This window comes from Tepidicaulis sp. (assembly GCF_965222285.1).
In the GTDB taxonomy this organism is placed as follows: Bacteria; Pseudomonadota; Alphaproteobacteria; order Parvibaculales; family Parvibaculaceae; genus Tepidicaulis.
The window spans coordinates 2,174,942-2,194,221 of record NZ_OZ244942.1 but is presented as its reverse complement, the minus strand read 5'-3'; the positions used below and the strand labels follow the sequence as shown (position 1 = coordinate 2,194,221).

General features: G+C 61.0%; 19 protein-coding genes and 1 tRNA gene. 6 read left to right on the top strand and 14 right to left on the bottom strand.

Features of this window, described 5'->3' with window-relative positions; translation table 11 throughout:
* Positions 1–1,155 (top strand): rod shape-determining protein RodA, encoded by a 1,155-nt coding sequence (rodA, locus tag ACOQOT_RS10515; protein ID WP_420559226.1) that lies wholly within the window; start codon positions 1–3, stop codon positions 1,153–1,155.
* A 33-nt stretch (positions 1,156–1,188) separates the two neighbouring features.
* Here the strand turns inward: rodA and ACOQOT_RS10510 are convergent.
* From ACOQOT_RS10510 to ACOQOT_RS10490, 5 genes are all read right to left on the bottom strand, one after another.
* A tRNA-Lys gene (locus ACOQOT_RS10510) sits at positions 1,189–1,264 on the bottom strand.
* Between the two features lie 161 nt (positions 1,265–1,425).
* Positions 1,426–2,685, bottom strand: a complete 1,260-nt coding sequence (locus ACOQOT_RS10505; protein ID WP_420559225.1) for an ATP-binding protein — start codon at positions 2,683–2,685, stop codon at positions 1,426–1,428.
* Positions 2,686–2,934: 249 nt separating this feature from the next.
* Positions 2,935–4,680, bottom strand: a complete 1,746-nt coding sequence (locus ACOQOT_RS10500) for an N-acyl-D-amino-acid deacylase family protein (RefSeq protein WP_420559224.1) — start codon at positions 4,678–4,680, stop codon at positions 2,935–2,937.
* Between the two features lie 155 nt (positions 4,681–4,835).
* The gene (locus tag ACOQOT_RS10495; protein ID WP_420559223.1) at positions 4,836–5,615 is read right to left on the bottom strand and encodes an enoyl-CoA hydratase; all 780 of its coding nucleotides are present in this window, start codon (positions 5,613–5,615) and stop codon (positions 4,836–4,838) included.
* A 107-nt stretch (positions 5,616–5,722) separates the two neighbouring features.
* On the bottom strand, positions 5,723–6,640 hold the full coding sequence (locus ACOQOT_RS10490; protein WP_420559222.1) for a protein phosphatase CheZ: 918 nt from the start codon (positions 6,638–6,640) through the stop codon (positions 5,723–5,725).
* 153 nt (positions 6,641–6,793) lie between these two features.
* Here ACOQOT_RS10490 and ACOQOT_RS10485 point away from each other — a divergent pair, with 153 nt between their 5' ends.
* Both ACOQOT_RS10485 and ACOQOT_RS10480 read left to right on the top strand, forming a co-directional pair.
* A complete protein-coding gene (locus ACOQOT_RS10485; protein ID WP_420559221.1) occupies positions 6,794–7,639 on the top strand; it encodes a fumarylacetoacetate hydrolase family protein in 846 nt (281 codons plus the stop codon).
* Positions 7,640–7,842: 203 nt separating this feature from the next.
* A complete protein-coding gene (locus tag ACOQOT_RS10480) occupies positions 7,843–8,475 on the top strand; it encodes a class I SAM-dependent methyltransferase (protein ID WP_420559220.1) in 633 nt (210 codons plus the stop codon).
* On the opposite strand, the gene ACOQOT_RS10475 is transcribed toward ACOQOT_RS10480, so the two are convergent.
* The 9 genes from ACOQOT_RS10475 to ACOQOT_RS10435 all read right to left on the bottom strand — a co-directional run bounded on the left by ACOQOT_RS10475 (position 8,443) and on the right by ACOQOT_RS10435 (position 16,400).
* Positions 8,443–9,528 carry a prenyltransferase gene (locus ACOQOT_RS10475; RefSeq protein ID WP_420559219.1) on the bottom strand — a complete coding sequence of 362 codons (1,086 nt, stop codon included), beginning with the start codon at positions 9,526–9,528 and terminating at the stop codon, positions 8,443–8,445. The two genes, ACOQOT_RS10480 and ACOQOT_RS10475, sit on opposite strands and share 33 nt — an antisense overlap.
* Complete coding sequence (locus ACOQOT_RS10470; protein ID WP_420559218.1) at positions 9,525–10,247, bottom strand: methyltransferase domain-containing protein; 723 nt, start codon at positions 10,245–10,247, stop codon at positions 9,525–9,527. Before ACOQOT_RS10470 ends, ACOQOT_RS10475 begins: the two co-directional genes overlap by 4 nt.
* Positions 10,213–11,571: a glycosyltransferase family 4 protein gene (locus tag ACOQOT_RS10465; protein ID WP_420559217.1), complete on the bottom strand. Its 1,359-nt coding sequence runs from the start codon at positions 11,569–11,571 to the stop codon at positions 10,213–10,215. The genes ACOQOT_RS10470 and ACOQOT_RS10465 overlap by 35 nt, the downstream gene beginning before the upstream one ends.
* Before the next feature lie 325 nt (positions 11,572–11,896).
* The gene (locus ACOQOT_RS10460) at positions 11,897–12,358 is read right to left on the bottom strand and encodes an ABA4-like family protein (RefSeq protein ID WP_420559216.1); all 462 of its coding nucleotides are present in this window, start codon (positions 12,356–12,358) and stop codon (positions 11,897–11,899) included.
* 131 nt (positions 12,359–12,489) lie between these two features.
* Complete coding sequence (locus ACOQOT_RS10455) at positions 12,490–12,900, bottom strand: hypothetical protein (protein WP_420559215.1); 411 nt, start codon at positions 12,898–12,900, stop codon at positions 12,490–12,492.
* Positions 12,901–12,936: 36 nt separating this feature from the next.
* Positions 12,937–13,347 (bottom strand): nuclear transport factor 2 family protein, encoded by a 411-nt coding sequence (locus ACOQOT_RS10450; RefSeq protein WP_420559214.1) that lies wholly within the window; start codon positions 13,345–13,347, stop codon positions 12,937–12,939.
* A 47-nt stretch (positions 13,348–13,394) separates the two neighbouring features.
* Positions 13,395–14,378 (bottom strand): alpha/beta fold hydrolase, encoded by a 984-nt coding sequence (locus tag ACOQOT_RS10445; protein ID WP_420559213.1) that lies wholly within the window; start codon positions 14,376–14,378, stop codon positions 13,395–13,397.
* Between the two features lie 25 nt (positions 14,379–14,403).
* The gene (locus ACOQOT_RS10440) at positions 14,404–15,894 is read right to left on the bottom strand and encodes an FAD-dependent oxidoreductase (protein ID WP_420559212.1); all 1,491 of its coding nucleotides are present in this window, start codon (positions 15,892–15,894) and stop codon (positions 14,404–14,406) included.
* A gap of 128 nt (positions 15,895–16,022) precedes the next feature.
* Positions 16,023–16,400 carry a DUF423 domain-containing protein gene (locus ACOQOT_RS10435; RefSeq protein ID WP_420559211.1) on the bottom strand — a complete coding sequence of 126 codons (378 nt, stop codon included), beginning with the start codon at positions 16,398–16,400 and terminating at the stop codon, positions 16,023–16,025.
* Positions 16,401–16,672: 272 nt separating this feature from the next.
* Between ACOQOT_RS10435 and ACOQOT_RS10430 the strand changes: the two genes are divergently transcribed.
* The 3 genes from ACOQOT_RS10430 to ACOQOT_RS10420 are packed head-to-tail and all read left to right on the top strand — an operon-like array spanning position 16,673 to position 19,276.
* On the top strand, positions 16,673–17,779 hold the full coding sequence (locus tag ACOQOT_RS10430; RefSeq protein ID WP_420559210.1) for a hypothetical protein: 1,107 nt from the start codon (positions 16,673–16,675) through the stop codon (positions 17,777–17,779).
* 10 nt (positions 17,780–17,789) lie between these two features.
* The gene (locus ACOQOT_RS10425; RefSeq protein ID WP_420559209.1) at positions 17,790–18,830 is read left to right on the top strand and encodes a phosphotransferase family protein; all 1,041 of its coding nucleotides are present in this window, start codon (positions 17,790–17,792) and stop codon (positions 18,828–18,830) included.
* Positions 18,827–19,276 (top strand): hypothetical protein, encoded by a 450-nt coding sequence (locus tag ACOQOT_RS10420; protein ID WP_420559208.1) that lies wholly within the window; start codon positions 18,827–18,829, stop codon positions 19,274–19,276. Before ACOQOT_RS10425 ends, ACOQOT_RS10420 begins: the two co-directional genes overlap by 4 nt.
* The last annotated feature ends 4 nt before the right edge of the window (positions 19,277–19,280 follow it).

Below are 19,280 nucleotides of genomic sequence, written 5' to 3'. Positions count from 1 at the left end.
ATGGTCGATGCGTTTTTCTCATCCGGCGGCGGGCGCGACCTCAGCCTGAAAGACAAGTTCCTGGAGTTCAACTGGGGATTTCTACTGCTGCTTTTCGCGATTTCGAGCCTCGGCTTTGCCATGCTCTATTCGGTGGCCGATGGCAGTTTCGATCCTTGGGCGTCGCGGCAGATGGTGCGTTTCGGCATCGGCCTCGTCATTCTGTTCGTAGCCGCCTTTATCGATATCCGGCTCTGGATGAACCTTGCTTATCCAGCTTATACCGGCGCGCTGTTGCTGCTTGTGGCGGTGGAGTTCATCGGCTTCAAGGGCATGGGCGCGCAGCGCTGGATCAATCTCGGGATCATTCAGTTGCAGCCGTCGGAGCTCATGAAGATCACGCTGATCCTGGCGTTGGCGCGGTATTTTCACGGGCTGACCCATGAAGAAGTGTCGCGCGTCCGCAATCTATTCGTGCCTGCGGTTCTGCTCGGCGCGCCGGTGGCGCTTGTCCTGAAGCAGCCGGATCTTGGCACGGCCGTGCTGCTCGGGGCGGTCGGCGTCGCGCTTTTGTTCCTCGCCGGTCTTGCCTGGCGCTATTTCATCATTACCGGGGTGGGCGCGCTTGCCGCGCTCCCCATCGCCTGGAACATGCTGCATGATTATCAGAAGCGGCGCGTCTTCACCTTCCTTGATCCGGAAAGCGATCCTCTAGGGGCGGGCTATCACATTCTCCAGTCTAAGATCGCGCTCGGCTCGGGCGGGCTCTTCGGCAAGGGCTTCATGGAAGGCACGCAGGCGCATCTCAATTTCCTCCCCGAAAAACATACGGACTTCATCTTCACGATGCTGGCCGAAGAGCTCGGCCTTGCCGGGGGTATCGCACTGCTCGGGCTTTACATGATGGTGCTGTTCTTCGGGATTAGTGTCTCTCTGCAGACCCGCAACCAGTTCGGCCGGCTCATCGCCATGGGCGTGACCATCAACTTCTTCCTCTATATCTGCATTAATGTGGCGATGGTCATGGGGATGTTGCCGGTGGTGGGCGTGCCGCTGCCGCTCGTCTCTTATGGGGGCACGGCCATGCTGACGCTGCTGTTCGGCTTCGGCCTTCTAATGAGCGTCTATATTCACCGGAATACAGAAATTACCCGCAATCCCAGCGCCTTCTGGTAGGGCCAGTCCGGCTTTTGTCTTTGGGGAGGGAAGTGGTGGGCGCACAAGGACTCGAACCTTGGACCCGCTGATTAAGAGTCAGCTGCTCTACCATCTGAGCTATGCGCCCCCATGCCGCTTAAGCGGCGGAGAGGCACGCGATATAGCAAAGGCGCCGGGCGCTGTCCAGCCATCATCTGGCGCAGTCTTTCCTGCTAATCCTTAGACGGGCCTGCTAATCCTTAGACGGGGCCCGCCGGGCGGCGCAGGGCCGGCTCAGATCTGACCGGCTCAGGCCGGCAGCGCCGGGGAGGCTGTATCGTTCGCGGCGGAACGGGGAGAGGGCTCCTCGCAGCGCGGGAAAGTGAGGATCGCCGCGGTGCCTTTGCCTTCCGTGCTTTGGTAGCTCACCGTGCCGCCAAACTGGCCGGTCAGCTCGCGGATCAGCGGCAGGCCGAGCCCGGTTCCCTGGATGCCGGGGTGGGTCTGTTCGTGGAACCGGCGGAAGGGCTCGAAGATTTCCCGCAAGTTTTTCTTCGGGATGCCGATGCCATTGTCCGAGACGATGACCCGGACGCGGTCGTCGGGCGTCAGGCGCGCGGTGATTTCGACCTCCGGCTGCCGGTCGCAATATTTGATCGAGTTGGAAAGGCAGTTCGTCAAAATCCGCTCGAAATCCTGCGGAAAGCCCTCCAGCTCGATGTTATCCGGAATGTCGAGGGTGATACGGGCCCGGCTTGCGCCGATCGGGCCTTCCAGCAGTTTCACCGCGTTGGCGGCGGCTTCGGCAACGCAGAAGCGGATGCCTTCCTTGGCGGCGCGCGGGCTTTCCTTCAGCCGTTCGATTTCCAGAATTTCGGTCACGAGCCCGCTAAGGCGCAGGCCGGCGGCGCGAATGTCGCTCAGATAATCGCGGCGCCGGTCTTCGGGCAGCTTGTCCCACATGGTCTCCAGCATATCGGTGAAGCCGACAATGGCATTGAGCGGGGTGCGCAGCTCATGGTTCATCGTCGCGAAGAACAAGGTGCGCTCCTGCGCGCTTTGCTTGGCCTGAGCGAGCGCCGCTTCCAGCTTTTGAGAGGTTTCCTGAAGGGCCTGCGTGCGCTCCTCGACCATGCGCTCTAGATTTTCATTCAGCGCTTCAAGGTCCGAATGGGCTTTCTTCAATTCCGCCCGGGAAGGGGAATTGAGGAGCGGTGGAAGCAGTGGCCAGAGCAGAATTGCCGTGATGACGGAAATCGTGGCCGTAATGACTTTTCCCACCCCTTCGGCCGCATAAAGCGCGCTCCACATCGTGGCGATCCCGAAAAGGTGGGTGACGCCGCAGGCGATGATGAAGGCGCTGAAAAGATAAAGCACGCCGTGGGGGTTCATGTCCGGGCGGCGGCGCGCGGCGATGAACAGGACGGCGGGAATGGAGAAATAAGCAAGGGCAATCAGCGCGTCGGAGACGACGTGAATCCAGACAAGCGCAGGGTCCCAGACGAGGCAAAACCCGTGCGGGGTATACCCTTGTTCAGCGGTCAGCCAATTCCATACTGACGAAAGCATGACAATCTCCCAAGGGCACCCCCAATGGTGCCGCTTGCCGGAAAGTTTCGATGCCCCGCTTTAAGCCCTCGTTGAAATTTCGGTTACGCTTTGCCTCAGGTGAAACTGTGATTTGCGATAGTTTACCAAAGGTTAAAATCCGTTTTCCGGTGTAGCCATGGGCTCGCAATCTGCGCATTTGTCGCGTTACGCAAAAGAATGGCGGCTTCCTAAGAAGCCGCCACTCGCGATAGGAATGAAAGCTGCGGGTTAGTCGGCAGCCGCGCCGATCCGGGCCCCTTGCGGGCGGGGCTTTGCGCCGCGCAGCAGTTTGCCCACCAGCGCGCCGGTCGGCTCGCCGTTTTTAAAGGCAATGGTGCCGGAGATGATCGTGGCGGTATAACCTTCCGCCTTCTGAATGAGCCGCTTGCCGCCGGCGGGCAGGTCGTAAACGATCTCCGGTGCGCGCAGCTTTAGCCCATCGAAATCGATGACATTGATGTCCGCTTTCATGCCCGGCGCCAGGACACCCCGGTCGAGCAGGCCCACCAGTTCGGCATTGGCCTGTGTCTGCCGGTTGATCAGCCATTCGAGCGGCAGTTTCGGCCCGCGTGTGCGGTCCCGGCCCCAATGGGTGAGAATGGTGGTGGGGAAGCTCGCATCGCAGAGAATGCCCACATGCGCGCCGCCATCGCCAAGGCCGAAGGCGGTGTGTTTATGGGTCATCATCTTATAAACATCGTCGAGGCTGCCGCCGGTATAGTTCATCAGCGGGAAGTAAAGCAGTGCATGGCCGTCCCGCTTCAGCATGAGATCGAGCAGCACTTCGCGCGGCGGTTTGCCGTCCCGCTCCGCCATGGCGCCGACACTGTCTTCGGGCGAGGGCTCGTAGTTCGGCGGATCACCGAGCTCATACATCTTGTGATAGGCGGTGCAGAGCATGGTGACGATTTCACCTGCCGGATAGTCCGGCTCTTCAGCCAGAAGCCGGGCGCGGAAGGCGGGATCGCGCAGCGCCTCCACCTGCTTTTCAAGCGGGGCGTGCCAAATCTCGCGGAAGGTCTGGTGCATTAGGAAGGGGTTGAGCGAGGAGGAAAGGCCGAGCAGCACGCCGGTCGGGCGCGGCGGCACCTGGCCTTTGACGGGAAGTCCCGCTTCGGCAGCCTCTTCGATATTGCGCAGCACGTTCTTCCAGGTGTCGGGGTAGCGGTCGTCCTGCTCGATCGTCATGGACATGGGCCGGCCGGAGATTTCCACCATGCCCCGCAGCATGGCGAATTCCCGGTCGACATCGCGGAAGTCGGCGATGAGTTGCAGTACGCCTTTGCCGCTCTCGCCCATGGCCTTGGCGATGCCGTGCAGCTCGTCTTGCTCGGCTTTATAAGTCGGGGTGTGTTCGCCGTGTTTGTCGCGGTGCTTTTCTGTGCGTGAGGTGGAGAAGCCAAGCGCGCCCGCTTCCAGCGCTTCCTTGACGAGGCGCGCCATCTCAGCCGTATCTTCAGCCGTTGCCGGTTCGAGCCGTGCGCCGCGCTCACCCATCACATAGGCGCGCAGGGCTCCGTGCGGCACCTGCAGTCCGACATCGAGGGCAAGCGGGGAGGCTTCGACCGCATTCATATATTCCGGGAAGCTTTCCCAGTTCCATTTGATGCCTTCGACAAGTGCCGTGCCGGGAATATCTTCGACGCCCTCCATCAGGCCGATCAGCCAGTCATGCCGGTCCGGGCGGCAGGGGGCGAAGCCGACGCCGCAATTGCCCATCACTGCCGTGGTGACGCCGTGAAAGGTGGATGGCTGCAGATAAGGGTCCCAGGTGACCTGGCCGTCATAATGAGTATGCACATCGACAAAGCCGGGGGTCACGATCTGGCCTGCGGCATCGATCTCTTCTTTGCCCCTGGCCGCAACCTCACCGATTTCGGCGATAAGGCCGTCTTTAACGGCAATGTCGGCTTTGAAAGGCGCGCTGCCGGTGCCGTCATAAACGGTGCCGCCCCGGATAACCAGATCGTACATGAAACCTCTCCTCCAATTGGCGCCGGTGACCGGCTGCTCTCTTTTGAAGAGAGTTTAGAGGAAAGAGGGCCGAAACGAAACGGGCCGTCCCGAAGGACGGCCCGTGCTGCCTCAAGGCAGGGTGACGCTGCGTAAGGCTTTCTGCCGGGAGGGGCTTAAGCCTGGGACTTGCCGCGCTGGCGGATGCCTTCGCGCCGCTCCTCGATGGCGGAGGAGGACACTTTCGTATTCGCTTCCCCGGAAACCCGCGCTTCGGTTTTCAGCCCCTCGCCGAAGCTCTGGGCGAAACCTTCATCGATCAGCGCTTTATAGGCGGGCAGGCATTCGGGCACGACCGAGAGCATGTCGGTGGCAAGCTGGCGGCAAGTGGGCAGAAGTTCGTCATGCGGCACGACGCGGTTGACGAGGCCCCACTCGGCGGCCTGCTCGGCGCCGATGAAATTGCCGGTGAGCGAAAGCTCTTTGGCGCGGTAAATGCCGATCAGACGGGAGAGCTTCTGCGAGAGACCCCAGCCCGGCAAAATGCCGACGCGGGCATGGGTGTCGGCGAAGCGGGCATTTTCCGAGGCGATGAGCACATCGCAGGCCAGGGCGATTTCAAAGCCGCCGGTAATAGCCACGCCGTTGATGGCGCCGATGACCGGGCCGGAAAACTTGCCGATCGAGGTAACGGGGTCTTTATCGGTAATGGTGGCCTGGGTGGAGAAATTGCCGCCGCCTGAGCCCAGTTCCTTCAGGTCGAGACCGGCGGTAAAGGCACGGTCGCCGGCGCCGGTCAGAATGACGACGCGGGTTTCAGGGTCCGCTTCCAGTTCATCGAAAGTGGTTGCAAGCGCGGCGCGCAGCTCGCGCGACAGCGCGTTCATGGCATTGGGGCGGTTCAGCGTGACGGTGGCGATACCGCCTTCTTTTTCCACGAGAAGGGTGTCGGACATGGGGCTCTCCCTGTTTTCTGCTTATGAGCATTGCAATGCCCTTTGATAGCAGGCGGGAGAGCCAGCCGAAAGGCTGCTGTCAGGGATTGATTGGCCGGGAGAAGACCTTAGTCGAAGAGGGCGTCGATATCGTCCTGATCGATCGGCGTATCTTCCTCGGCAGGCAGTTTGGCCTCGGCAGGCGCAGGCGCCTTTTCCGCTGCGGCAGGGGCCGGGACCTGAACCTGGGCTGGCGTCTCGGGTGCAGCCGCTTCCATGGCGGCCGCCACTTTGTCGATCTTTTCTTCCAGCGTCGCGGCATCGCCGTCCAGCATGGCATCGATCATAGCCTGATCCACGCCCTGGCCTTCGGCTTGCGGACCGTTTAGCAGATGCGCGTCGGGGCGTTGGTCCAGATCCCGGATTTCGGGCGCCTGCAGGCCGTCTTTGTTGGAGACGCCCCAGATCTGGATCATCGCATTCACGCGCTGCTCGAGATAGCGCAGCACATTGACGACTTTCGTCGTGCGCTGGCCGGTAATGTCCTGGAACGAGCAGGCCATGAAAATATTGGTGGCGTGGGTGTCGATCTCCTCACAAAGCTCTTCATCGACGCCTTGTGCGCGCAGCTTCTCGCCGATCTCCTGCAGCCGTTCGGCAGCGCCCAGAATATCGGATGTGGCCCGCTCGGTTGCGGTGACGATGGCGTCGAGTTCCTCGGTCGCCGCCATGATGCGGTTTTCGGAGGCCTCGTCCGCCGGTTTGATGGCGGCAATCTCAGAGCGCGTCTGCTGGATCGATGCGCTCATTTCCTGCAGCTCTCGGCGCATCACGTCGAGATGGGTCTGCTCTGCGGAGACGAGTGCCGCGCGGCCCAGCTTCTCGATGGCGCTGGCAAGTTCGCGCGTATCGGCATGGCGGTTGCGCCGTGCATATTCTTTCAGAAACCAGCGTCCGCGCGGGGTGTCCAGCACGGCTTGTTCGATCGCCTCGAACTCTGCATCTTCTGACCTTTGCGCCTTCCGGGCGGCTGCCGGTTCAGACATGGCGGATCCTCTCGAACCATGTAAGCTTTTTCATAGTAAACTTTGATTTTCTTGCCTTTTGGTTGATGAAACGGGAGAAAGGGGCGGGCAAAACCGGAAAGTCGGCTTTTGCAACGGTCTTCTTGGTAAGAAACGGTTAAGAAAGGGCGTCGGATGAAACTGGTGCGCTACGGCAAACGCGGCGATGAGACGCCCGGTATTCTGGATGAAGAAGGACGCATCCGCGACCTTTCCGGCCATGTGGACGACATTGCCGGCTGCGTGCTCGAGCCGGCAGGGCTTGCGAAGCTCGCCAAGATCAATCCGGCGAAATTGCCGCTTGCCCCGGAAGGCCAGCGCCTCGGCGCGCCGGTGACGGGGATCGGCAAAATTCTCTGCATCGGCCTCAATTACAAAATGCATGCAAGCGAGACCGGCGCCGACGTGCCGAGCGAGCCGCTGCTTTTCCAGAAAGCCGTGAGCGCCATTAACGGGCCTTATGATGATATCGTCATTCCGCGGACCTCCACGAAGACCGACTGGGAAGTCGAGCTCGGCGTGGTGATCGGCGCGCCTGCAAAATATGTGAGCGAAGAAGAGGCGCTGTCCCATGTCGCGGGATATGTCATCCTCAACGATGTTTCCGAGCGCGACTTTCAGAAGAACCGGGCAGGCCAGTTCACCAAGGGTAAAAGCTGCGACACGTTCTGCCCCATCGGCCCCTGGTTCGTGACGGTGGATGAGATTGCCGATCCGCAGGACCTGACGCTGCGCACGCTGGTGAACGGCGAAGTGCGCCAGAACGGCCGCTCAAGCGATATGCTGCATTCGGTGGCCAAGCTCGTTTCCTATCTTAGCCAATTCATGAGCCTTTTGCCCGGCGACATCATCGCGTCGGGCACGCCGGACGGGGTGGGCGCGGGCATGAAGCCGCCGCAATTTCTGAAAGCAGGAGACGAGATCGTCATGAGCATCGACGGGCTCGGGGAACAGCGCGCCCGCCTGGTGGCGGACCGGTGAGGGGGCATAAAATGTCACCGTCACCCCGTGACTTGTTCGCGGGGTCCACTCGCATTCCGGCTGGTTGGGGGAAAACGAGTGTAAACGCTGCGATGCTGCTCGAAATCACCTGTTCTTTTATGTCTTGAAAGGCCAATGGATCCCGCGAACAAGTCGCGGGATGACGTATTAAAAACCCCGCAAAAATCTTCGAAAGCACTTCTATGAGTATTTCTCTGCCCATCGATCCAGAAAGCGTGAAAGGGTTTCTCGACCCGAAAGAAGGCGAAGCGCTTTACGGCGCGGCGCTGGAGGCTGGTGCGCTCGGGCCTTGCTTGGAGATCGGCTCTTACTGCGGTAAGTCGACGGTCTATTTCGGCGCCGCCTGCCAGAAGGCAGGCTCGGTGCTTTTCGCGCTCGATCACCACCGCGGGTCGGAAGAAAACCAGATCGGCTGGGAGCATCACGACAGCGAGCTTTACGATCCCGAGACCGGGCTGCTCAATACGCTGCCGCTCTTCCGCCAAACGCTGCGCCGGGCGGGGCTTGAAGATACCGTCGTGCCGCTGGTCGCGCCGTCAACGGTTGCGGCGCGCGGCTGGGCGACACCGCTTGCCATGGTGTTCATCGATGGCGGCCATGCGATGGAACACGCCTTGAACGATTACCGGCTCTGGGCACCGTTCGTGAAGCCGGGCGGCATTCTCGCCATTCACGATGTTTTTCCGAACCCGGAAGATGGCGGGCGCCCGCCATATGAGATTTACAAGATGGCGCTGGCGTCGAACTTCTTCGAGGAAATTTCTGCGGTGAAATCGCTGCGCTTACTCCGCCGCCTCGGCCAGGTGGCGGCCTGAGAAAAGCGGCGCGGCGGGCGTCATGCCGATCACGGCATCGGTCGCCAGAATGACGGCGGCGGCGGTCCAGGCCGGTTTTTCATCCGGCCAGGCAACGGCATTCTCGAACTGATAGCCCATCCAATAAGCCCCGCAATCGGCGCGCCATTGATGGATCCAGGAAAGCAGCGTTTCGGCTTTTTTGCGCTCGCCGGAAACGAGCAACGCCAGGCACAGCTCGGCGGATTCGGCGACCGTCACCCAGGGCTGGTCGAGCACGCAGCGGCAGCCTTTGCCTTCGGCAACGAAAATATCCCACTTTGAGGCGAGCCGGTCGCGCGCCGCCTGGCCGGTAAAGACGCCGGCCAGCACCGGGTAATACCAGTCCATGGAAAAGCGGTCTTTGGGCTCCCAGGTGCGGTCGAAGCGGTGGGGTTTTTCGCGTAAGGCCTCGCCGAGTTTCATGCGCGCTTCGGCCCAGTGGCGGCTCGGCTCGCCAAGACGCTGGGCAATGAAGATAGCGCATTCGAGGCTCTTATAGATCGACGAGCAGCCGGTGATCAGCGCATCGTCTTCGGGCGTGCGCGGCTCGTCAGCCGCCCAGCGAATGTCGCCATGGGGGCTTTGATGGGCGACCACCCAGTCGATGGCAGCTTTGACATGCGGCCAAAGCGTTTTGAGATGGGAAAGATCGCCGTCGAGCAGATAATGATGCCAGGCACCGGTTGCGATATAGGCGGCGAAATTCGTGTCCCTTATGGGATCGGGCACGTCTTCCTCATCGCCGGTGAAACGCTGTTCTTCTTCGTCCATCGGCACCGCGCTGCCAAGCTCGCCGTGCCAGGAGCCGTCTTCGAGCTGGGTTTCCATGAGATAACGGAAGGCGCGGCGCGCGGCCTCCGTCTCGCCCAGGGTTGCCAGACCCATCGCCGCTTCGGTGTGGTTCCATGGGTCGATCACCCCGCCGTCATACCAGGGGATCGCGCCATTATCGCGCTGAAGCTCGAGAATGCGGCGAACGGATCCCTCGAAAAAGCCGTCAGGCAGCCGGTCGCCGAAGCTCAAATAGGTCATGCGGCGCGGTTCTCCTTTGTGAAATAGAGAACGACGCTCTTGCCCATCAAGGGCGCGGCCAAGGCTTCGAGCGTGCGGGTCAGCCAAGGCTGTTTGACCAGGTCCCAGACGAGGAAGCGGTGATAGGCGGCAACGAGTTTCGACTTCGTGTTTTTCACACCGACGGCGCAGCGCAGCCACCAGTAAGGTGAATGCAGTCCATGCGCCCAGTGGCGGTGGAAGAAGGAAAGACCGTTCTCGCTTACGTCTTTTTTGAGCTGGCCGGTGCGGAAGATGCGCACATGGCCGCCCGGCTCGTTGTGATATTCCTCAGAGAGCGCCCAGCAAATCCATTCAGGCCAATAGCGCGGCACGGACACGGCGAGTGTGCCGCCCGGCTTCAGAATGCGCGTGATTTCTTTCAGCGCCTGGCGGTGATTTGGAATGTGCTCCAGCACTTCGGAACAGACGATCTTGTCGAAGCTGTTATCGGCGAAAGGCAGGGTGAGCGCGTTGCCGACGCACAGCGAATAAACACGCTTCGTTTCCGGGTCCATGTCCGGGCAGGCGCTGAAGCCGTTGCGGGTCTTCTTTACGTCCTCAAAGGCAAGGTCGACGCCGACGACATGACAAACGGCGTGGTGATACATGGCATGCACATGGCGTCCTTCGCCGCATCCCAGATCGAGCACACGCAGCCCGTCTTTAAGACCCAGCGTATTGAAGTCCACCGTTCGCATTGGCCATCGCCTCTTTATATACTTCGACCACCTGACGGCCGGTCCGTTCCCATTTGAATTCACGCAGGATGCGCTCGCGGGCAAGCCTGCCGAGCTCGTCGCGCTTTTGCGGATTGTCGAGCAGGTCGGCAATCGCTTCGGCAAGCGCGGGCGGGTTGGAATGGGGCACGATCACGCCCGCTTCGCCCACGACTTCCGGCAGCGAGCCGCCCGTCGTTGCAATGACCGGGGCGCCGCATGCCATGGCCTCGCCCGCCGGAAAACCGAAGCCTTCATAAACGGAAGGAGAGACGGCAATGGTCGCCTTGGCATATTGCTCGGTAATGTCGTCGTCGGTGAGATTGGTGATGAACTTCACCTTGTCGATGATGCCGAGTTTGCGCAGTTCCGTGGCGGTAGGGCCCTCGCGCAATTTGCCGATCACATAAAGCTCGAGATCGGGGCGCGTTTTTAGCAGCTCCGCATAAGCGCGGATAAGATAGATAAGACCCTTCAGCGGCACATCGGCGCTGGCGCAGGCGATCAGCCGGTTCGGCAGGCGCTTTACATCCGGGCGCGGGCGGAAGGTTTCATGGTCGATGCCGTGCAGCACGAGGCGCATCTTTTGCGGGTCGAGTTTGAAATCGCGCGTCACGTCGCGTTTCGTGCTTTCGGAAACGACGATGACGGGATCGAGCTGGCGGGCCACCTTGATCTGCATGCGCAGGAAGGAATACCAGCGCCATTTCAGGAATTTCATGAACGGGCCCGGCATATGCTTGATGTCGATGCGCTTGTCCATGGTGATCGGGTGGTGGATCGTGCCGACCACGGGCAGGCCCATGTCGCGCACTTTCAGCATGCCCCAGCAGAGCGTCTGGTTGTCATGCATCACGTCATATTCGTGGATGCGGCCTTGCATGTAGCGCGCCATGCGCTCGCCGAACGTATAAGGCTCGGAGAAGCCGCCCCAATTGTGGCTCCACCATTCGAAAAGATCGATGGGGGAGGTCAGCATCCAGGGCCGGAAGGCGCGAATGGGATGGGGATTGGCATAAAGATCGAGCGAGGGCAGCTTGATGAGCCCGACCCGGGGATCGAGATCGGGGTAGGGCGGGCCGGAAATCACATCCACCGTATGGCCGAGATCGACCAGCGCCTTGGAGATGTGGCGCATGTAAACGCCCTGGCCGCCGGTCGTCGGGTTGGAGCGGTAACTGGGCAGAAGAATGCGCAGCGGGCGGTCGCCCGATAGCGCGGCGATCGTCGCATCGGACGGCGCGTTTCCGCTCTGCGGCGGCGCGGGCGTTTCAAACGCCTCTTGCCGGTCCAGGGCCTGCGACATGCGCCTCTCCTTTCAAACTCTTAGCCGGCTCCAAGGCCGCTCGTGGGCGTGCCCATATCGGGCTGGCCGGCGAGGCTGATGTCTGGGACCCCGCCGGGGTAAAACAATGCTTTTCGGATGAGGCCGAAGCCCCGCCCCAACTTTCGGCAGTCTGAGTGCCGCTTCGGCGCGCGGATCATACCCAAGAGGCCGGGTCCCCTCAAGGCTTGGTAACAGCTTTGTCAGTCCGCCATGGCGGAGGGGCCGCAGGCCCCGGAACGGCGCCTGCTATTCATAAACCACAGTGAAGCTTTCGCCTAGGCGGCGGCTTGAAAACGCCCGCCCTTTACGCAGGGGCGTCGGCGGGTTGAAGCCGCCAGCCGCCTTTGCCCGATACCGCGCGCAGGACGATGTAAAGCAGAAGGCCAAGCGGCCCGGCAAGCCAGGTGAAGACGAGGCAGGGGATGACCAGCCAATGGGACATGCCGCGCCGCTGCGCATCGCGTGCCTCCCAGGCACCGATGAAAAGATCGAAAAGGAGATAATGCAGCCAGCCGGCAAGCGCCGCTTCCGGCATCTGGAAGAAGATCATGACGCCGGCCAGCGTGCCGAAGCTCGCGCCTTCCGGCTGTCCGCCGCCGAAAGAGGCAACGGCCAGATAGTAGGTATAAAGACAGCCGAAGATCAGCGGCAGCAGCGCCGAGTGCACAAGAAACTGCGTCCCGCTCCAGCGCGGCAGCACCACAAGCAGCAGCCAGAAAGGCACAAGGCCGTATGTGGCTATCAGAAAAATGGCATCAGGCGTCATGACGTTCTCCCCCTCCAAATGGGCAGGGGCGCGGCCGCATGCCCTGCCGCCGGCCCCTGCGCAGTGGCAGGAAGCCTAGCAGGCGGCTAAGGCAACTCAAGCAAAGAGTGTAAGACAGGTGGGCGTGTGCGTTATGTCAGCGCGCCGTCCCCGGCCAGATAGCGGGCAAGGTCGATATAATCGATGACGAGCGACAAGCCGTTGGAGGCGAAAAGCGCCCAAAGATAAGCGCCCGAGACGCTGCGCAGCTCGATCTCGGCGCGCCGGCGCCACAGATAGACGAGAAGCGGCGTCCAGAACACGATATGGCTGAGGCCGAGAATGCGCGTATAGCCGAACTCGGCAAAGAGCATGGGCATGAAGAGCAGATTGGCGAGCCAGGCGGTGAGTACCCAATGCGCCTCCGTGCGCGTGAACGCAAAGACAATGGAGGCGGTGTTGATGAACATCAGCCAGAAAAGCCAGCTGCGCAGCCAGATGGGTTCTTGAAGAATGAAATCGTTGAGCGTCATGCCGTCCATGGCCGTGTCCCTCCCTCGCATATGGGCCGCCCGGACATAGCGCTTCTTACTGCCGCGCTAATTGATGGCGTCCGGTTTGCGGCGTTCTTCCGTTTCTTTTTCCGGAGGGCTGGTCACAGGACCCGATTGATGATGGATCAGCATCCACACATGCCCCCGCCGGACGAAGAGATTCGTCGCGACCAAGTAGTCCATGCCGATTTTCTCATAGCAAATCACAATCCCGCTTTCGCCGATGATGCGGGCCACAGGGGCCACGCAATCGATGCGCGGCGGCTCTGGGCCGTTGAAGATATTGTGCCAGCTTTGCAGAATTTCCTCGCGCCCTTCCAGCGGGTGCCAGCCGGGGTGGAGGCAGGTGCAGGGCGCATCTTCCGCCCAGATTTCGGACATGACGGTAATGTCCCGGTCCGCGAAGGCCCGGTAGAACATTTCATTGGCAAAAAGCAGCGCGTCCGTATCCGACATGGAAGCCCCGGCAGGAAAGCCCGAAGCGCCGCCCTGCCGAAACGGGATCAGCCAAAGCGGCGTTTGAGCCAATCGATCATGAGTGTGTTCAGTTCATCCGGCTTTTCGCTCTGTGTCCAGTGACCGCAGGCCGGAATGATGTGCTTTTCGAGATCCGGCACATATTTTTCCATGCCCTCGGTCATGGCGGGCGGCAGCACCACGTCGTCCGCGGCGGAAATCATCAGGCTCGGCGCGGTGACTTTCTGCTCCACGCCTTCGCTCAGACGCCAGTTACGCGAGAAATTGCGGTACCAGTTGATGCCGCCTTCCCAGCCCGATTGCTCGAAGGCTTTGGTATAGACCGCATATTCCTCATCGCTGAGAAGCGGCGTGCCGCGCCATTCTTCTTCCGGCGTTTCGAGCGCATCGAGGAAGGAGAGATTCTTTTCCTCCGCGGGCATTTTTTCCCACTCTTCGGCGGTTACGCTGCTTTTGCGGTAGAAGAAGCGCAAGGAGCGGGCGGTGTCCTTGCCCAGCAGCTTTTCCGCCTCGCCGAAGCGCTGGAAGAAAACGATATACATTTTCTCGCCATAGACCGCGCGCATCGCCTCGATGGGGTCGGAGGTGAGGCGGGGGATGAAGGGCGTGTTGACGCCGATGACGCCTGCCACACGCTCCTTCTGCAGAAGCGACATTTGCCAGACGACCATGCCGCCCCAGTCATGGCCGCAAAAGACCGCTTTATCGATACCGAGCGCATCGAGCATCCCGGCAAGGTCGCCCGTCAGATGTTCGATGTCGTAAAGGGGAACGTTTTCCTCGCCCTTCGGCCCGCCTGTCAGCCCGTAGCCGCGCTGATCGGGCGCGATGACGCGGAAGCCTGCGGCAGCAAGCGCCGGGATCTGATGGCGCCAGGAATACGCAAGCTCCGGCCAGCCATGGCACAGCACGACCGGCACGCCGTCTTTCGGCCCGGCTTCATAGACGGCCATGTTGATGCCGTTCGTTTCAACGAAAATGGGATCGGGCATGGCGGGTGCCTGGGTCATGACTGCGTCCTGTGTTTGGGCGGGATCAGGCTTGATCCGTGATCAGATCGGCATCTTTGGGAAGGCCGAGCATGTTGAAAAGCGTTGTGCGCTCCGGCCCTGTGCGGGGCGGATAATACTTACGGTTCCATCTGCGCCCGCGCGCCCAGACCCACAAGACCTTGGCGAGGTTCTTCTTGTTTTCCAGCAGCCAGGCGGTGGGATGGGCAAGCATGTGAAAGCCTTGCATGAAGGCGCGGTAAAGCTGGATATCGGAGCGGATGGCGATATTGATGCCGTCTTCGGTGAAACGTTTGACGAGCCGCGCCTTGAAGCCCGGCTTATAGCCCGGCGTGAGTTCGTTGCGCGCGCGTTTGATCGCGCCGAGGTCCTGCTTGACCATATTATCGTAATAGGGGCGGATTTCTTCGCGTGTTGCTGCATGATAGGCGATCGCGCGTGTTGCCGGATCTTTTTCGGCCCGCAGCACATCGCGCAGGATATGCGCCTGAATGGCTGCGAAAGAACAGCCGCGTCCGTAAAGCGGGTTGGTGCGGATGTGGCAATCGCCAAGCGGGAAATAATTCAGCGCATGGGGCTTGCCCGCCTCGGTCATGTGCCGCCAGCGGCTGAAGAGATTGCCCATCAGGAAGACTTTCGAGCGCGGCTCGGTGCGCTCTTCTTCGAGCCAGGGGGTAAGGCCGGGAATGGAACGGCAGACCTTGTCGAAAACCTCCGTATCCAGAATGGCTTTCGAAAGCGTGCGCTCGACCTCCGGCACCGCAAGGGTGATGGAGAAGCAGCCATTATCGCCCGGAAAGACACCGAACTTGAGGAAGCCGAGATCGGCGGCGCCAGGGGCGGCGGTGCGTTCCGGCTCGCTCATGCCGTTTTTGATACGGTAATGGCGGGTGAAATAGACGATCCCGGCAGGCGCATCTTCCTCGCGGATGTGAACTCCGAGCTCTTTCAGCCAGTCGGCGCCTGGATTGAGCCGCCCCATCGCATCGACAACCAGATCGCCCGTTACTTTTTCGCCCGAGCGCAAAGTGACGCCATGGATGACGGCCTGGCCCTCCGCGTTCTTTTCCGCGATCAGACCTTCCACTACTTCGTCGGTGCGGAAGGTGACATCGGGCTGGCGGGCGGCATAGCGGCGCATGATGAGTTCAAGCGTCGTGCGGCGGCTTGATAGAATGGTCAGATGCTCATCGCCTTTTGCCGGCACGTAAGAGGGGACGAGCGGCATGGGCACGGTGTCGGCGAATTTCAGCTCGCGGCAGCCGGCCTCCAGAAGATCGGCTAGCAAGGCGGGGTGGTTTTCGCGGATGAGCTGATAGAGCCGGGCGAGAAAGGCATGGCTGTGGCGCAGCTGGCCGACGCCCCGGCGCTGCCATTCGTCAAAGGCGGCATCGGCGGAAAGCTCGGGCGGGGGCGGATCGCGGTCGATCACCGTGACCTCATGTCCTTCGCCTGCCAGCGCAATGGCAGCCGAGAGCCCGCCGATCCCGGCGCCCAGAACGATAATGCGGCTCATCTTTCCTCCCGGCCTTTCAGCCTCCATCCAGCCGCGCAATTGCGCGACTGGGCCCCATGACTGGACCGCAGTCTAGTAAATTCTGGCAAGGGGAGTGCCGTAAGTCCAGCCTCTTGCGCGGGCTTTTCTTATGGATGCGCTTTCAGCCCCGCCGCCGCTGCGGCAAGCAGAGCCCAGCCTGCGAGGAAGGCGAGCCCGCCCACAGGCGTAACGAGCACAAGCGCGCGGCTGCCGGTGATGCCGAGATAGTAAAGCGAGCCGGAAAAAAGAATCATACCCGCAAGGAAAGCCCAGCCCGCCGCGTAGGTCAGCGAGGCGGAAGCGTGCTGGGCCAGCCAGGCTACGGCGAGCAGCGCCAGCGCGTGATACATGTGATAGCGCGCGCCGGTTTCAAAAGCGGCAAGTTCCTTCTCGCCAACCCTGCCGGCCAGCCCATGCGCGGCGAAGGCGCCGAGCGCCACGGAGATAAAGCCGTTTACCGCGCCGAGAATGAGCCAGAGTTTCATGGGCCGTCTCCTGATCCGCTGCTTTTTAAACCTGCCTGCTTTCTTAGCCTGCCGTTTGAGGGTGCGCAAAGACTCATGGGAAGAGCTCTAAAAAATGCGGAGCTGAACTGCGTAAGGCGCGGGCGGGCAGGGCGTCCGAGCTTTCATTGCTCCCGTTACGCGACGTCATTTTCTGAGCCACCCAGTCAAGTTGACCCATGGGCGGGCGCGCGCCATGCTGCCTGCAATCAAAAGCAAACCGGGCAATGAAACCGGAGAACAGGGAGGCCTTGATGCTCACGAAAGGGGATGAGTATCCGATCCACCAAACCCCCGAACCAATCGCTTATTCGGGGACGGACCGGAATTTTTACGACCGCTATTTCTTCAACGGTTACAATTGGGATGGCAGCGTTTTCTTCGGCTGCGGTCTCGGTGTCTATCCGCATCTCAATGTGATGGATGCGAATTTCGCCGTCGTCGTGGACGGCGTGCAGCACAATATTCACGCCTCCCGCGTACTTCACATGGAGCGGCTGGATACGAAAGTCGGCCCCATTGCGGTGGAGGTCATCGAGCCGCTTCAGGCGCTGCGCATCACGGTCGATAGCGCCGAGCATGATTTCAAAGCCGATATCACGTTCCGCGGCCGCGCCCGCGCGCTGGAAGAACCGCGCTTCACCTACCGGCAGGGGCCGCGCATTTTCATGGACTATACGCGCATGACCCAGAACGGCTCTTACGAGGGCTGGATCGAGGTCAAGGGTCGGCGCATCGAAGTGAAGAAGGATCAGTTCGTCGGTACGCGCGACCGCTCCTGGGGCATCCGCCCGGTCGGCGCGTCCGATCCGCAGCCCGTGGCGCCGCCGCCTCAGCCGCAATTTTACTGGATCTGGTCGCCGCTCAATTTCGAAAATGCCATCACGCTTTACCACATCAATGCCGATGCCAAGGGCGATGCCTGGAACACGGCCGCCGTTCTCTGCCCCACGGGCGATGGCGAGGAAGAAAAAATGGACCGCTGCTGGTCCGACATTTCTTTCCAGTCCGGCTCGCGCCACGCAAAAGCCGCGGAGCTGCATTTCCAGCGTCATGACGGCAGCCGCATCGACATTAAGCTCACGCCGAAATGGAATTTCTACATGACCGGGCTCGGTTACGGGAACCCGGACTGGAACCATGGCGGCTATAAGGGCGAGCTTGTAGTGGATTATGATTGCTTCAAGACCGCCGATATCGACACCTGCGTGCCGCCTTATCTGCACATTCAGGCCTTTGTGGAAGCGGAAATGAAAGACGGTGACAAGCCGGTGCAGAAAGGCGCGGGCATTCTCGAGCAGCTCATCATCGGCCCCCACGCGCCGTCCGGTTTCAAAGACCTTCTCGACATGGCGCCATAAGGAGAAGGTGATGGAAGAAATCGCAGAAAAATTCGCCGCTTACCTCTCCCACAAAATGCCGCAGGCAAGCGCCATGGTGGTGGAAGGAATTTCGCGCATTCATGGCGGGGCAAGCCGGGAGACCTACCGCCTGACCGCGCGCTGGCAGGAGGGGGGCAAAGAGGTGTCGCGTCCGCTCATCCTGCGCCGTGATCCGGTGGCAAGCCTGATCGAGACCGAGCGCGATCTCGAGTTCAATGCCTACCGCGCCTTTCACCCGACCGGCGTGCCGGTACCCGAGCCGCTTTTTCTGGAAACGGATGAGAAATGGCTCGAGCGGTCCTTCTTCGTGATGGAACAGATCGAAGGCTGCCAGGCGGCAAGTCCTTTCTCTCCCGATCCTTACGGCGAGCTTGCGCCGAAGATCGGCCCGCAATTCTTCACCATCCTCGGCAAGATCGCCGCGCAGGACCCGGGCGCCATCGGCCTTGGGGAAAGCATGGAAAAGCCTGCGCCGGAGGAATGCTGGAAGCGCGAGCTTGATTATTGGGAAGGGGAGATTGATAAGGACACGCTGATCGCCCAGCCCATCGCCAAAGGCGCGATCCGCTGGCTGCGGCGCAATCCGCCGCCACCGCCCAAAGAGTTGCGCGTCGTGCATGGGGATTACCGTACGGGCAATTTTCTCTTCAACGAAGCAGGCGAGATCAAATCGATCCTCGATTGGGAAATGTGCCATCTGGGCGATCCTCTGGAGGATCTTGCCTGGGCCTGCGATCCGCTATGGGCATTCGAGAATGAAGAAAAGCCGGGCGGGCTTTTGCCGCGTGCCGAAGCCTTGAAGCTCTGGGAAGAGGCAAGCGGCCTGAAGGTCGATCCCAAGGCTTTTGCCTGGTGGGAAATCTTCGCCATGGTCAAGGGCCTTGCGATCTGGATTTCCGCCGGTAAGGAATATCAGGCGGGTAACAACACTGATCCCGTCATGGCGCTGTCGAGCTGGTATTGCACGGATGTGCATAACCGGCTCCTGTCGAAACGCATGCAGGAAATTGCCGAGGAGGAAGCCGCATGAAACCCGATGTTCCTCTCGTTCTGCAGCATTCCTTCGGCAAGCTTCTGCTGGAAGTCGCGCCGAACCTCACCGCCGAATATGCGGTGGGCAACACCTCCGTCATCGGTCTCATGATGTTCATGTCGGCGGCGGAGTTCGAGCGCGGGGCGCAGCTGCGCGCCGAAGAAAATGCGGAGATGCGCGCCATTTTCGAAGAGACGGGCGGGCTTGGCCTGCCGGGCGATCTGCAAAAGCGTCTTGGCGCGGCAGCGGGGGGCCGGGAAGCCTCGCTGCTCATTTCCGATCTCGATCAGGAAAACGACCGGCTCAAAACGCTTCTGATCGAGCTGCAAGCGGCACTGGAAGAACTGGACAGCCCGCCGGCGCGCAAGCTTGGCGCGCGCATCTGGAGTTTTCTCCGCCAGGCGGCGGAGAAACGCAAACTGCCTTATCCTTCTATCGGATAGACAT